Source organism: Paenibacillus sp. JT22N12 (assembly GCF_056269365.1).
Genome location: NZ_JBWDNU010000025.1, coordinates 24,081 through 39,840, shown reverse-complemented (window position 1 = coordinate 39,840; position 15,760 = coordinate 24,081). Strand labels below are relative to the sequence as shown.

13 protein-coding genes are annotated in these 15,760 nt (G+C 42.4%); all 13 read right to left on the bottom strand.

Going from position 1 to position 15,760, the window contains the following annotated elements:
• Positions 1-464 precede the first annotated feature (464 nt).
• Positions 465-1,244: a class I SAM-dependent methyltransferase gene (locus AC0YOA_RS37055; RefSeq protein ID WP_475790774.1), complete on the bottom strand. Its 780-nt coding sequence runs from the start codon at positions 1,242-1,244 to the stop codon at positions 465-467.
• A 568-nt stretch (positions 1,245-1,812) separates the two neighbouring features.
• Positions 1,813-2,844 carry an S-layer homology domain-containing protein gene (locus AC0YOA_RS37050; protein ID WP_475790773.1) on the bottom strand — a complete coding sequence of 344 codons (1,032 nt, stop codon included), beginning with the start codon at positions 2,842-2,844 and terminating at the stop codon, positions 1,813-1,815.
• A 339-nt stretch (positions 2,845-3,183) separates the two neighbouring features.
• Positions 3,184-4,128, bottom strand: coding sequence for a P-loop NTPase family protein (locus tag AC0YOA_RS37045; RefSeq protein ID WP_475790772.1), 945 nt, complete (start codon positions 4,126-4,128; stop codon positions 3,184-3,186).
• Between the two features lie 582 nt (positions 4,129-4,710).
• Entirely contained in the window at positions 4,711-5,262 is a 552-nt protein-coding gene (locus tag AC0YOA_RS37040) for an adenylate kinase (RefSeq protein ID WP_475790771.1), read from the bottom strand.
• 221 nt (positions 5,263-5,483) lie between these two features.
• The gene (locus AC0YOA_RS37035) at positions 5,484-6,314 is read right to left on the bottom strand and encodes a copper amine oxidase N-terminal domain-containing protein (RefSeq protein WP_475790770.1); all 831 of its coding nucleotides are present in this window, start codon (positions 6,312-6,314) and stop codon (positions 5,484-5,486) included.
• A gap of 318 nt (positions 6,315-6,632) precedes the next feature.
• Positions 6,633-7,058: a peptidase M56 BlaR1 gene (locus tag AC0YOA_RS37030; RefSeq protein WP_475790769.1), complete on the bottom strand. Its 426-nt coding sequence runs from the start codon at positions 7,056-7,058 to the stop codon at positions 6,633-6,635.
• Positions 7,059-7,483: 425 nt separating this feature from the next.
• Positions 7,484-8,305: a copper amine oxidase N-terminal domain-containing protein gene (locus tag AC0YOA_RS37025; protein WP_475790768.1), complete on the bottom strand. Its 822-nt coding sequence runs from the start codon at positions 8,303-8,305 to the stop codon at positions 7,484-7,486.
• An 805-nt stretch (positions 8,306-9,110) separates the two neighbouring features.
• Complete coding sequence (locus AC0YOA_RS37020) at positions 9,111-10,037, bottom strand: hypothetical protein (RefSeq protein WP_475790767.1); 927 nt, start codon at positions 10,035-10,037, stop codon at positions 9,111-9,113.
• Positions 10,038-10,253: 216 nt separating this feature from the next.
• Complete coding sequence (locus AC0YOA_RS37015) at positions 10,254-10,844, bottom strand: hypothetical protein (protein WP_475790766.1); 591 nt, start codon at positions 10,842-10,844, stop codon at positions 10,254-10,256.
• A 366-nt stretch (positions 10,845-11,210) separates the two neighbouring features.
• Positions 11,211-11,897 carry a phosphotransferase gene (locus tag AC0YOA_RS37010; protein WP_475790775.1) on the bottom strand — a complete coding sequence of 229 codons (687 nt, stop codon included), beginning with the start codon at positions 11,895-11,897 and terminating at the stop codon, positions 11,211-11,213.
• A 796-nt stretch (positions 11,898-12,693) separates the two neighbouring features.
• Complete coding sequence (locus AC0YOA_RS37005) at positions 12,694-13,332, bottom strand: FMN-dependent NADH-azoreductase (protein ID WP_475790765.1); 639 nt, start codon at positions 13,330-13,332, stop codon at positions 12,694-12,696.
• A 233-nt stretch (positions 13,333-13,565) separates the two neighbouring features.
• Positions 13,566-13,901 carry a hypothetical protein gene (locus AC0YOA_RS37000; RefSeq protein ID WP_475790764.1) on the bottom strand — a complete coding sequence of 112 codons (336 nt, stop codon included), beginning with the start codon at positions 13,899-13,901 and terminating at the stop codon, positions 13,566-13,568.
• A 665-nt stretch (positions 13,902-14,566) separates the two neighbouring features.
• Positions 14,567-15,601, bottom strand: a complete 1,035-nt coding sequence (locus AC0YOA_RS36995) for an N-acetylglucosamine kinase (RefSeq protein WP_475790763.1) — start codon at positions 15,599-15,601, stop codon at positions 14,567-14,569.
• Positions 15,602-15,760: the final 159 nt, after the last annotated feature.

Sequence of the window (15,760 nt, the reverse complement as noted above, 5' to 3'; positions counted from 1 at the left end):
GGTACTACCACCCTCTCCGACTCCCTTCTCGCCGCTTACCACTTCACCCTCCGGGCTTATAGGTTCGCGCTTTACGACGCTGTCGTGCAAGGTAGGGTCTCCCTAGTTCCAGACACAACTGTTACTACATGCTGTTCCCCATACACCGGAGGATTCTTCCGCGCTGCTTTTCCAAGTCCTTCACGCGTTCCGTGGCCTTCACCGTACAATACGGGGTTCGGCTCCCTCTTGTCCCTTTCGGGTTCGATATGTCGATGCGGCAGGATTCACTTTATGTTACAGCCTGCAGTTTTGCTTCTCCCCAGTTGGGGGGGTTCACAGGGCTTCATCCTTAGGATCTCGCCACCTACCTCGGTTGGACTTTCACCAACGAGTTGTGCCTAGCTTTGCTAGGCGCACTATTGCGCTATCGTATCCGTTAGCGTAACAACCCCTGCGTACTTTGTACGCGGGGGTTGTGTGATTTATAATTTAGAGGCTTGATAAACGAATTTCTGATTACCGCTTGTTGGTTTCTTTCCATCCTCAAAATCAGCGCAAACTTTGACATTTGAAAAACCAATGCTTTCAAGGATGTACTTGAATTCCTCGACACCGTACCACCGCAATGCAAATCGCTGCAATTCCGTTTGGACCAATCCCCTATTACGCCACTTTTCGTATTTTAAGTAGCTTACTCGGTATTGATTGAAGAATAAATCGGCTTCCACACACTTGCCTTCCATCGTGATGATGTCACCATTAGGCAAGTGATATATTGCCGATCCCTCCCATCGTCCTAATTCGGAACTGTTATAATTGTTGTCTGGCAAAAACAGGTCAAGGAACAACTGCCCACCTGGTTCCAAATGTTCATACAACCGCTTTAGAACTCTAATTGACTCTTCACGTTGTTCGATTAATAGAAACGAACCCCCAGGAATGATGATTGCTTCATATTTATGTGGCAAAGAAAGTTCCTGCAAGTTTGCTTCGTATAAGTTGGGAGTTAATCCTCGTTCATCACATCGGCTTCGACATGAATCCAACATTTGCGGTGAATAGTCCACTCCATCTACAATCAGGCCAGATTCAAGAAGAGGAATGATCACCCGTCCAGATCCAACCATGGCCTCCAGAATGCATCCCTTATAATGTTTAAGCTTTTCGCGATAATACTCAATGTCTCCACCGAATGATTGCCCAATTTTTTTGGTTAGGTCATAGACTTCCGTGCAGAGTTCACCGTAATTACTAAAAGACATATCTGTTTTCCCTCCGTATTTTGGTTTTGCACGGAAGGGATTAGCTCAAGCAATTATCCCTTCCATACCTCTAATATAACTGCGTCGCCAACTGTATGAATGGTTCTCACGATAATCACTCGCTTTCTAAAAGGATGTTTCCAGATTACACCATATGAGAATTTTGGACAACAGGATAATTTTAAATATAACTGCCCATTAGCCATCCATGCCGCTCACACGATACCATAGATTAGGGAAGTAATTACGTTCTTCTATGGGAGCTTAACGGCCAGCAGTATGTCTGTACCCCCCCCCTATTTTTGTGAAGATGTAAAAGGAGCTGCCGCGGCAGCTCCTTCATCGCTAGTGTAACTTCACTGTGGACGATCTTCATTCAAATAGCCATTTTAATTCTGATGTCTTTCTCAGCTATTAGAGGTATTTTATTTACATAAAAATCTCGTAAGTATGCTCTTTTCATCATTACCAAGAAACGCGGTATGAATGGGACCAGTGTAACCTGGACTGCTCTGCCAGTTTCTCGTCCGAAATGCTAGGTCATACCCTTGGGGATAGAGCCCTTACGTCAGTACATTTTGACGCTCGCCAGATCGCAATCCTCGAAGTGAACTGAATTTACGCCTCCCCCTTGTATGTAAACGACTCCTTTTACCGTAATATTTTTGAAGTATGCATCCCCGTCACTGACGTCGGCCGTTATCCTCAGATCTCCTTCAATAACAAGATGGCGCAACGTAACGCTTGGAGCGGATACGGCCACATTGCCTTTAATCGTTTCCGTGCCTGTTTCTGGACCATATACGCCAGCAGTATCAAACGTTTTTACCGTGCCTGTCTCTGAACCATGATCGCCAGTAGGCGTCGTTTCCGTGCCTGAGCCCGTAGGCGGCGTTTCGCCTGGGTCCGTAGGCGGCGTTTCCGTGCCTGGGCCCGTAGGCGGCGTTGCCGGGATTACAACCCCTAGATCTTTCGCAAACTCTAGAGCTTTCTCGAGCAGAGCGTCCGATACCACACTTGTAAACTTGGCCTTCGGCCCGAAGCTGCCAACATTCAAAATCTCTGCATTCAAAACCGTAGCGATTACATGTTTGCTCCATGCTTCCATCAAGGCCGCATGCGTGTACTTGTCTAACCCCTTAATGGTATCCAACTTTAGATTTACAAGAGTGGCGACCATGGTTACCGCATCCTCACGCGTTACCAGCTGATTCGGACGGATCGTTCCATCCGCGTAGCCCTTTACATAGCCGGCCTTAACAGCGATTGAGATTTGGTCGTATGCCAAATCCAAGTTGCTCAGATCCGAAAAGGTAATATCCGTTTTTTCCGTAAGCTGGAATGAACGGTTAATTGATGAGATCATTTCTGCTCGAGTAATCGACTGAGCCACTGCTGGTGAGGACTCAGCTTTCTGCTGGAAACTCAATAATTGTACTGCAGTTGGATTTTGTGTTGATTGTTGAGCGAATTTGCTGGACTTATCTTGAGACTTGTCCTTATGGATTCCGTGAGCGAATGCAGCAGTTGCGCCTCCAAGAACCATAGCAAATGTCATACCTGTAATTATGGATTTTTTCATCATGGATGATTTAGTCATTTCCGATCTCTCCTTTAATTGTGTTTGTCAAGAATGCCTCGTGAAGGTTTTCATTATGACGGATTGTCAATCTAAATCGTCAGCACGATATGTTAGTGAATTTTTATTTGCATTCCTCCCAAATTCATTGATCGGTCTTATCATAAAACATAGTAGATGAGAATGACTTTACAAACACATTAGAATTTAATGAGAGACATAATCCTAGTTCACATTTTCTAGCGTATCTCCTACTATTATCCCGCACTAGCCTGCCCTCTACTTCAACAAAAACAGCAGCCGATTACATGCCGGCTGCTGTCGTGTAGTTATAAACTAATGTACCCGTTAGCTCAATGACTATTGGGTGATTTTAATAAATTTTGACCCGATTTCGTTACGGTTACCAACAATGTCTTTCTCATAAATTAGAACTTCATTTGGGCTGAAGTCTCTATCATTAAACAAAAATTCTAATGACATGCTGATGTTGTCTAGGTAGAATTTATTTTTATCTCTGGGTTTTAACTTTTGATCACCAAAAATATATAACCCGTCATTGCCCAGATGAATTTGGATCGTTAATCCCAACTCATCATTTCGAAATAAACCAACGAACATTTCTAATTCAGCTAAACTAAGTTTCGGATCGGGGTATATAGCATGGCCTAGGAAGTCCATTATTGTACTGTAATCGTGGTTCCAATCCCAATTTGTATTGTCAATCGCTATGGAATTAATCATACACTTAGAATAAACTGCACCTGCTATTTCGGAGTAATCATGTAAAAACTTCAAGTGCAATTCCTTATCTGAATGATCACGATTTGTGTAGTAAGGGAAATGTTTAAACTTCTCATAAGTTTTTTCCAGCCATAACTCCCCGCCTCTGGTGGCCATCATTCGATTTATTCCTACACTAGGATCTTGTTGGTATAAATATACAAGACTACAATCGACACGAGAGAGACTGGATAGTAAGTCATCTATAAACCGAATGATTTCAGCTCGATCGGTATCTAAATGAAGTAAATTTATAATAGGGCTTTGGAACAATACCGATTCAAAAACAAAAACTGATTGCTTACTGGCATTGTTATTCAAGAACTTGTTCCATTTCGACATATAAGAAGACTGCCACTGTTCTGAATCATATATATCCTCTTCAAGTATAATTGGATGCAGAAACGTCGACTCATGAAAGAGTTCCGAATAATACCCATTCCTTTCTAACTGAAGAGATATAAATCTGGCAGTCGATGACTTTCCGGATCCAGGTATACCTTCTACGATTACTAACTTCAAATATAGCCCCCCCTGTAATAGTACTTCGATAACAATTCGCTATGCTGGAAATTTATCCTTTATTAAATATGGCTGTTGGAAATCCGTTGCTTTCTGTGTTGCACTATCTGTTAGTACTGCCCTTTACTTCAGCAAACGAAAAAGGAGCTGCCGCGCGGCAAGCTCCTCACTAACGTACCCGTTAGTTCAGCAAGATCAGCAGGCGAAGTCGCTGCCTTATTAGCTATTTTCTGGAATTACTAATAACTGTTGAACCAACGACAAGCGTAACAACAATGACCACGATAATAAATACTATGTCTTTATTATCATGAACTTCATTTATTAGATTATAATAGTACCCTATTTCAAAAAGTAAGATAATTATCCAGACTCCTAAATATCGATTAAAATTGATTATTAGCACCCCCTTCTTACATATAATTTACTATTAATTCCACTTCGCATTCGTAAGTATCCTGCCAGTTAGCGGAGTGAGAACGCCGCGCGGTCCCGCGGCAGCCTCATTGAGCTCTTGTACCCAGTTACTTTAATGACCTTGCTATTGCGCTATCGTACCCAGTTAGCGTAACAACGCAACAATTACATTAAATAAGATAAAACCGAGGCTATAGTCTTACTAAAATTTTGAGAACTCTCAAAGTATTTAAGATTAAATTTTTCGCATTCTTCCTTTATTCTTATGCTATCTGTTTTTATCCTCTCTACTTCAGCTACAATCTCATTATGATTAAGGTCCCTTAATCCGTCATTTTCTGTTTTACTAGAGTGAAATTTCATTTCCTCTATACTCTTTGCATCTATATCTGCCATACCTATGAAACATGATTTAATTCCCCCAGAATATCTTTGTTCAAATTGTGATATGTAACTAGGTATTAATTGTACTCCTTCTATCGTGTAATCTATTTTGTTCTCAATCATGGCTGTCATTAAAGGGTTAACAACTTTCCACATTCGTTGCCCTGTTATAAAGTCACCCTCCGTTGGATGAACTCCGAATTCTGGTAACCCATTTGCAATTCCCATCATTAAATAATCTAATGAAAAATAAGGTGTGTTTGCTTCTTTTAAAATTCTTTTTGCCGTTGTTGTTTTCCCACTTCTTGAAGCTCCCCCAATAATATAAAGCATAGTTACACCTCCTGAATATAAGGTTAAAGTCGTTACTTGGACTTTTCAGCTCGTTGTGATGAGATAACGTTCGCATACAACAATACCACATTTCACAAAAACCCATTCATTACCTTTTGAACATTGCTATACTGCCTGTTAACAATAAACAAAAGAGGAGCTGCCTCGAAGCAAGCTCCTCAACTATCGGACCCGTTAGCGCAATATGAAAAATTGTTGCCTTATGGATTTGTATCACTGATCGTCGTCAGAAAACCGTTCTGTCCGGCAGTATCAATGAACTGATAAATCGATTGAACTGCTGAATAGGTAAACAAATACCACTGATTTTCTGTCGCATCATATAACATAACATCGGGATCGCCATCGGAATGAGATAAAGTATAGAGATCAAATTGTTTTATGCTGTTCCCTGTTTGATCCAAAAAATCAAACTGTCCACCTTTGTAATAGTCCCCCGGTGTAAGCTCATGAACACTCGATGTGTGCCCAGCAGGGGCATCCACTTTACTTCCTTTGTTGTCTACAAAAATATGATAAATCTCTTCGTTATAGGTGCTCCCATTAACTTGTTTTACTATGCTGCCCATTGTATAGTAAACTTCGTGTTGCAATGCTTTCACTTTCACGCCGTCTAGAACAAATGGGGCAGGCTCGACAAATACTGTCGAATTTCTGAAATCGATGTTACAGTTAAACGTCTCTGCAATAAAACGAAGTGGAACCATTGTGCGATTATTCTTTATATATGGTTTTACATCGAGTAGCGCGGTTTTACCGTTTTTCACCGCTGCATTACTCTTCAGTTTTAAGATTACCTGCATATCGCTTTTTGCGATCGTAATTTCCGAACCGGACCAGTTGACCTTGGCTCCCAAATTTTCACTGATAACACGTAAAGGCACCAACGTTCGATTGTTCTTAATTTCAGGCTTCACATCGGAAGCAATAGTAACACCTTCAACTTTTATTTGCATGTCTGCCGCATGTGCAGGTGAAGCGGTAATAGATAAAATCAATGCAGTGAATATTCCTGTGAAAACCTTTTTCATAATATTATATTCCTTTCTTAACATATTTTGGCGCACTAACACAATAGACGAGAACTATGAAGTAATGTTGCGCTAAACTCCCCGTTACTTTAATGAATAATAGGAGCAAGCTGCCGCAGCAGGTGCTCCTATTATTCATTGAACTAACGTGATCCGTTAGCATAATAGACCGGCCACGGAATTACATAGCTTCAGCAACGCTTACGTTTTAATTTGTTTATCAAGAGCCATGCCTACTAAAAAGAAAAAAATTAAATGCATGACAAAAATACCTGTTAAGGTTCCTTAACAGGCTGACCGGTGGGTTAAGCGAGCATTTTATTTCTTTTCTAACTTCTCGTGATTTTGTTGGATATTGAATGTACCTATTACTTTTTTACCAGTAACATCATATAACGGAATTTCTCGAACACTTCCCGGAGCAATTTTACGTTGTTTAGACAATGCTTCTTCAGGACTTTTGGGCATTTCGGTGTTCAAGTCTTTATCACGTACATATCCGTGTGTGCCGTCTATACCAATTGCTGAAATTAAATCCGGTCCTGAATTTGGTGTGGCGTGCTCTCCAGATCCATATGTCTCACCATTCTCGTTTATCTGGAAACCGGGGGTATGTTCTTGAGTTTCTTGATTGAAGAGTGCATCAGCTATTTCAGAACCAAATTTCATACTTCCAAAAGTCACACCAAGAACAAAGAGGGAACCAATGATAACTGTTTTTACCCCAATAGAAAAAGATCTCATTCCGTTCACCACCTAATTTAAAATTAGAAATGTATAGCTGCAACAAAGAAACTCCAATGATGAATTGAATTAATCCCCATTAGGATAATACATTCTAAATTCGCCGAATACAGTTTTACCGTCTGATTCATACAGAGGCATTGATTTGTAACCGCTATCTTACATGTTTCTTGGTAGCTTACTTGTCTCTTGAGATGAAATGGATAAATACGTACCTAGAGTTTTTTTGTTCTGACTAATCATAATGCAGCATATCACCTCATTCAATAGAACAAAAATCATATTATAATGATAATATGAAGATAATCATGAAGAGTAAATGAACACAATGTGTGAGCTTCCTGTCCACCTTCTACCTCTCATCACACTACACTTGCCCCTCAAAAATGCGGAGAATGGTTAAAGTGATTAAAAAAAGATATTAATCAACCTGCTGTTTTGCCCACAGCTACGACATAATTAATGGTTTCGTCGTCCAACAGAATAGTATCACTTTGTTCAAAAGTCGCACTCGCTTTCACTGCAGGGGTTTTTTTGTGACTATTATCTGTAAATTGGTAACCATTATCCGTAAATGAAGAAGCGCGCAAATCTTCGACTCCTTCAGCCATGTCTTGTCCCGAAATATTTTTAGCTTTTATGGTAAGTTCAGAATTTTGCCCCGGTTCAGAAATTGTTAATACAAAGGATAATGGACGAATATCATTCGTTTCCAGCGCTCTTCCTTTGTCTGTGTTATTCCTGTCTGTTCCATCTTCCATCCTGGTTATGATTTTACTTTTCCTAAATTTCTCGTCTGTTATGCTCAGCAATTGATCCTTCGTATCCCAGCTACCTTTGACATCCAGCCCAACTAAAATAACTCTGATGGGGACAAATACCTGTCCTTGTTTTATTACAGGAACGGTATCAATTTCTGATTCCTTTCCGTTGTAAACCACTGTTTTGGAGTTTATTGTGACTTCGACTGTTTTTCCTTCCCAAGCTAAAGAAGCTTTTTTCTCTGCTGCCGTATAGTCTACCCGTGCTCCCATTAATTCACTTATTGCTCGTAGGGGGATCATAATCCTATTTTGTTCATCAATATAAGGAACTCCAGGAGATGTATACAAGATATAGTATTGATTAATTTTCAAAATAACGGGTGCTTTTATAATGGTCGTTTTAGGGGCTGCCGATGCACTACCCAATACCATTGAAAACATCATGAAAACCACTGAAATTGAGAATATAATTTGTTTGTACAACTTTCTTCACTCTCCTTAAATCAACTCTGATTAAAAAGAAACTAACGGTCATAATTAATAAAAAGTTGCTTAATAAAAAAATAAGACGATAGGCTAGGTCTATTGGTTTTGTACAATTGTCTTCAATATAGTGACACAGAGGTAAGAAGTAGTTGCCGCGGCACGCTACTCCACACTATCGTACTCCGTTACCGAGGGAGTTTAACCACTTTTACGTCTGAGTAAGTGGTGTATAAGAAAATCAGTAACAACCCCAATCAAGAAGAATGAGCTAAAATGCATAAGATAGGCAGTATAGTGAACTCTGTTGCTTATACTATCAAAATCAGCTATCCAAGAACGGAATGGCTCTGTATATACGACACTATTTAAGAACGGATTTAATCCAATAAGGAGAATGTTTTTGTCATCATTTCCCCAGTAGTTGTTTAAGCATATTAGTATGCTGATTAAGGAGAGCCAAAATGTAAACTTCTTCAATAAAAACAACACTTTCACCTCCAAGTGACCCAAATACAATATGCCATTTGACTATAGATAATTAAAAAATGACATCTGGAGCAAATCGTTATTCCACTAACGTGCCCGTTCGTGTGACCGCATCATTTTACGAATGTAAACACGCTCCAAATAACCAAATAGGTTACCACCAAAGAAAACTACGAGTCCTAAGATACTTCAATCCCCTTTTCTTTTGCTTGTTGTTCCATATACAATTACTTCACAATTTGCGATAAAATTCGCTAGAATTGCTATTTTACTTATTGGGACGTCTGATCCTATTTCTATTAGTGGCTAGGGCTTTCTAGTTATTCACCCACACCGATTCTTTTGGTTCCACATATGTTGTGAGAGTACACACCAATCGAATTGAGGGAGTGATAGCTATGCCCGGACTGTTACGCACAGTCAACGGAACGACCACCCTTTTTGCAACAGCAAGCATAAAATCCAAGCAAGAAGGCATCTTAAGCGCGAACATCGAATTGGTTTTAAACGCCCGTCGAGGTGTCTCCGACATCATCCTAAACATTACGCAGAATGCATGTAACTTAGTAACACTCAAAATACAATCTCTGAATCGCACAAGCAGCAGACTCACTGCTTCCTTTGGTAAACAAGTGAACGGCGTCTCCAGTGCCAACATCATTCTCCAAGATAAGAACAGCAATATCACTGCTAGAGGATTCATTAATAAGAAAGCAATCGTTCCTGTTAGACTTGAAAGCGGCTGTAAATGTGGTTGCTCTTGCATGCGTACAAAAAAAATAAGATTCAAAGACGGCACAACATTAAAGATCAGCATCGATAAATCACTCCAACTTGCCCTTAAACGACTATTTACTAAACTAGAGCGTGTATTAAAAAAGCTAACTCCGCAGAGAGGCAAAGGCGCAACCGCTGATCCCGAATGCAATGCAAGATGTATTCGTATTGGAAACTCTTGCCGGGCTGCATGCGGCATCTTCGCTGTCTTATGCACTCCAATATGTTTGAGCGCGCAGGCGGTTTGCCTCATTAGCTGTTTGCCGACATAGCGGTTGAATATCACTTGTTGCCTATTTGGTTCGTTATAATGCGAAAAAGGCCAGCAACAGAGCACTTGCTCATAAACTGTCATAAATGAGCTCCCATCGATAATAATTATCTCATCTCTTACTTGTGGTGATAGGCTTTTATATTTTGCCTGCTCCACCAGAGTAATATGAAATAAGAGTGAAGTTCTATCCAAAAAAACCGCTCCTTGGCAGGAGTGGCTTTGTCTTTATATGCTGATATAAATATTCTGGTCAAAATAAACTTTATGCTTAGATACATTACGGTGACCCTTATCACAATAATGATAAATAGTCTTTCCACCACGCTCTATTGCCCGTTAGCGTAGCGAAGGGCTGCGCGCGGCAGCCCTTCAGCATTGTGCTATCGTATCGGTCGTATTAACTCTCAGCTAATTCAACACGATTCCGAACCCCACACTCAAAAGGACCATGGAGACCAGACCTAAGATAACTCCCAATGCCAACGATTTAAGCGTAAACCAGCGGAACTGCCCCGGCTCTGTTTTATCGATTTTATGAATGCGGTATAGGATAGCAGCGTTACCTAATAAGGTAAAGGTTAAAACTAGAATAGCCATAATCGTCCAAAACCCGGACACATCCCGAATTTGCATGGGATCGTCATTCCTTATGCGGGTAAAGGCCACTAATTGATTCCCTAGCAACAACGTAAAGGCAAATAGTCTCACAATCCGCCCTTTTCGATCTTGCTTCTTGCCTAACTTTTCCCGTTCATATTCTGCAATTTCACGCATAAACCGGGGGCCGTGCATGAAGAGCAGATGCTTCGGAAAAAAGAGGCTCCAAAATTCAAAAAGCAACAAGGCCCCATACAAAAAAGCGCCTACAAGAAAAATGTCCGAAGGCGACGGCTCTAGAACAAGTAAGAGACCTCCGGATAATGGGATGAGGATGCAAACACATGCATTGATGAAAAAGATTTGTTTCACGCGCAAGGATTTAAGTCTACTCGTGTCCATGGCTGGAACACTCCTATCCGGCCCATTTTACAGCACCGCCCCATTTTACCATATGAAGGATTTTGGGGGATAGGAGATTAGTCAGGACCTGATGGAGGGTCGCGAATTACTTCTCCCAAAAGTGTAACTTTGCCGCAACAACTTAACCCCACTCGACCCTTCAGCACGTAACAACTCGCACCCACTCGCACCTTATTTACTGGTTGACAATAACTTTATCCCAATCCCGATTTGCCGCCTTGTTCTCCCATAAATTCCAAAAGAACCAATATGCATTAATTGGTGGCTATCTTAAAAATCTTGTTGAGCAAACTGCCCTCTTGCGTAACGCGGCTGCCGATCACTGACCGGCATGAATACTACGGTCTACCAAGCTGCTTCCTCCGCCAAGATACCTTGAAACAACTTGATGGCATCCGCCTTGGTTTCTTCCCCTAAATCATCCCTGATCCACACGTTTCGAGCGCACTCAATTAGATCCTGAAGGACCCTTTCCAAGCGGTAGTAGGTGAGCGCCTTCTCATCAACCTCTACGGCTCCGTACCCCCGAAAAAATGCCTGGTCATGTGGATGACTGACAAAGATAAAATCACGCTCTTTGGGAGCCAACATCACCTCGTCCCAATCGATTACAAACACTTGCCCAGCCTGATCTCGGATCAAATTGGCCGGATGCAGATCCGCGTGACATATTACATACGGGATTGTTCGCGATTGGAGCAACCCTGCCTGCTTTTCCAATGAGGTCAACTTCGTGTGTATCATCAACCTATGCTCTACCCAAGAAGCATGAAGTGTACGCTCCAATGTACTTCCGCCTTCAAAGAGTGCAAGTTGATCCTCAAAGGTTCGTATCCATCGAACATATTCCGTCGGATCAAAGGTCTCCTGTCGGAGCGACTTAAATCCTTCAGGCGGCAAAATGATCTGGTGAATCCGTTTGAAGATGGTCCCCAACTTATTCCACTGCTCGGCTGACATCCCCTTGAAGCTCGACTCCCCATTGATAAAGGGATAGACAACGACAGTCCAATCCTCTGAATGAGTCCACAGGGTACCGCGCCTTTATACGAACCACAATATCTGGTTCCTCGATATCTCAACGAACAGGGGATTACATGTGTCGTGGCTCCCATTTCTACCAGTTTCAACTTTATCCCATAAATATGGAATTATCCAGTTTAGGCAAATCAGGCATTCTCGGACGACTCCTTCGATTTGGTTGTTGTATACAATATAATTAGAGTTGCGGCGTTAGATCTGTCAATACATTTTTAAATACTTCTTCCCTGACGGAGGCAGGCTTTCTGCACACAAAAAAGCCGCCTCTTTCGGCGGCTCTCCGGTCAATATGCAACTTTCATCTTGCGATGGCTGGTTAGAGTTTAAGTACTAGGCTCTGATCCTGAGCATCCGGACAATAGCCGATGCAGCTTCCGCTCGGGTGGACAAAACCTACGGCACGAATTTATTGTCCGCAATGCTCCCGGCAACGATGATGCCGTTTTCTCGGGCCGTGGCTGCAGCGGCTTTCGCCCAATCTGGAATATCCGCATCGTCGGCGTAGAGCGCTTCAAAAGCGTTTCAAGCCGTATAAATAATGATTGATCTCTTCCAGCATTTTCGGAGTGATCCTTTTGGAGCGCGTAACGGTCGGCTGAAATCAAAAGGCAGACCCTCCGAGGATCTGCCTTCTCTCTGTTTCGATGACCAGTCCAATGTTTAACGACAAGAACATTTAACGTCGTTTCATCGTTGGCCTGGTTCATTCAATACTCATCCCATTTGGAATGAAGGACATGATGGCAAAAGTTAGGGCTCTTATATCCCGCTTTCGCACACGTCGGCGTTAATTGATTGCAAATTTTGAAGCTGCTTCTTCGGCTTCTTTATATGCTTTCTGTAAGACTTCATCTTTATCTAATATAGAGGTTCCTTGAACCCGAAGTATTTCATAATCCTCAATGCCAAGAAAATTAAACATCGATTTCAAGTACTTATGTGAGTATTCAACTTCGGTATACCAGTCATTATTAGTATAAATTGCTCCACTTCCTTGTATGACAATCATACTGCGTCCATCCTTAAGAAGACCCACTGACCCATTTTCGGTGTACTTGAATGTTTCCCTTGCAATCATAATATTATCCATATAATCTTTTAATTTTGACGGAATATTAAAGTTATGCATTGGATATGCGATTACATATTTATTTGCGCTTTTAAATTGTTGTAATACCTCGTTCATACGCCCGGTTACTTCTTGCTCTTCGCTTGTTAACTCTTCTCCATTTCTTTGTCCCCATGCGCTTAAAACAGTCTGGTCTATCATGGGTATAACGTCATTGTATAAGTTTATTTGTTCAATAACCTCGTCATTAGAATGATGCTCTTTATAGATTTTCAAGAAGTAATTTAATACATTTAGACTGAATGAAGAAGTAGAGTCCACTTCTGGGTGTGCATTAATGACTAGCAGTTTGCTCATTGAATGGTTCCTCCCTTTGTTTTTAGTTTGTACATCAAAGAAGACAACTGAAGGAACATATCTGTGACAATGATCTATAAAAAATTTAGGATTGCCTTTCGAACAAACGGGCAGCACCTTGAAGTTTGTCCGGTTTCATCATGACATATACATGAGAAATGGTCGAACCGTCAGGATTTAAAGCGAGGGAGTAAACGGCGAACGGTTTACCATCAAACATCACCATAAAACTGTCATGGCCGTTGAAACACTACCTTCTTGACAGTCCCATCCCTGAGATAATTAGAAATGGAATAGGCCAGCAAAGCCTGGACGCGATTCCGGCCAGTAATCGGGTTAATGGCAGCTCTTACTTTGCCGCCGCCGTCTGTCAGCAAGATGGCGTCTTCACTAAGTAATTCAACAATGGTGGCGATATCTCCAGCGCGAAAAGCTGCGCTGAACGATGCACTAAGTGCCTGGAATTCAGGTTTTAATGGCGATATCGGCACCCTGGCTCTGAATTTTATCCGTACCCTATGCTGTAATCTTAAATTTAAGAATAAAGAAGGTGGCAATTGGATTTCCAATTGCCACCTTCTTTATTCTTACCAACAAAAATGACTCCCCCATATTCATCTATTCCTTAAACTAAGGGGCCATCTACGGTATTTCCATCTTGGTTTCAAAGCAATTCGCAAAATTTAGAGGTGCGGACTGTCCCTTGTCAGACCGATCCAACAGCAGTCCCGTATAAGCAATCATCACGAGCATCAAATGACAGTGCAAGCCATTCCAACTGCGCCCTTCATAGTGCGTAAATCCGAGTTCCGTCTTGGCGTCTTGATAATAACGTTTGATATGCCAGCGCAGATGCGATAAATGTGAATCAATTGTTCAGCTACCAGCCAGACCTTGGAGCCTAGTTGCTCTTTATTGCCCCAATAAACGGAAAGGCGGCTGTATTGCTTGGTGAAAGCGCCAGGTTCGTCCTCCGCACGGTAAGGGTGTGCCAGGCGGATTCCGGCAATCGGGTCATTAAGGCTGCTGCGGTATGTGATTTGACCTTCAGCCGCGTACGCGGGCGTCCCGTCATTTGAACAGCTCGTCCAGCCGACGAACGCTGAAACTGCTGGGGACAGTAAGGAAGATGTCGGTGCTCCAGCTGATAGACAACTCGAAATAGAAGAAGGGCAGAATATGAAAAAACTGCCCTGCTCTTCTTATTACCCAATCATTGATTCTCGATTCTATTTTATCCTACCGACTCCGCATATCCGATATCCCGGAAAAGCTTCCGTTCGGTGCAGCAATGCTCAAGCGTTTTCATAACGTCTTCGGGTATACCCTGCGGATAAATGCGATCCAGATCCATTAACAGCGCCCCGACTACCGGTTCGAACCGCGCGTTTATACAGTTTGCCCCGGGTATTTTTCCCTTGAGGTGTTTTTCAATAAGTTCCTGAATGATGTTGTCGCCCTTACACACGCCTCCCGAAATGACCACAGGCAGCGGCCTGTCAACGATATTCAGTTTTTTTGCGGCAACCACCACATAATTAGCCAAAGCGGCGCAAAATTGATCAATGTACTGCAGCGACACGGCGTCTCCGAGACGTATGGCCTCAAAAAGCAACGGGCAGAATTCCTTATACACCGGCTGTTTGGGAGGCTCGTCTTCGGTTCGGCCCGTCGTACAGAGCATATAAAACTCCTCTACGGAGGAAAAACCAGTAAAATCCAGCAATAGGCGCGTAAGTTCGGTTTCCGGCGCAAGGCCGACGCTGGCGTCCACCACAGCGTCCACAATGAAGCGGCCTATGGCGTCGCCGCCCTGATGTATGTTCTTTAAGTAATAGGCATACTCATAACTCTGGCCGTCCTTGTTATAGACTGCGCAGTTGGCGCCTGAGCCCAAGCAGATGACGGCGCAATCGCGCCCGATAATCTCCGTGCCGCCCCGAAGCGCGCCTATGCAGTCATTAAAGTAAGAAACATTCTGGACGCCCAAAGTCTCGCGAAGATGTCTGACTCCAAGGGGAAATTCAAACGACCAGTCCGCTCCGGAACAGTTGGCGGATACCCGATCTATTTTTGACATGGGCAATCCTGCGTCGGCAAGAGCTTTGTCCGCGGCGAAACGGATACGTACCATTTTAAATATCCGCCTTTCCAGCGCTTGATATATCCATTCCTTGTCGTCTCCAAAGCCCAAAATATTGCCCTGGTGGTCGGCGATGATAGCATGGGCTTTCGTTCCACCTAGATCAACAGCTAATATCAATGACATGATTAACACTCCATTTTATTTACTGAAAAAGTTCGGCAGGTATGCGCGGTTAGCCTCCAACACACGCTTTAACAGTTCTTCCGCCACATCATAGTCGCAGATAAGTGACAAAGCCAGTACGGCGGTTTCTTAACCATAGAGACAAGCCCCCAAACCGTC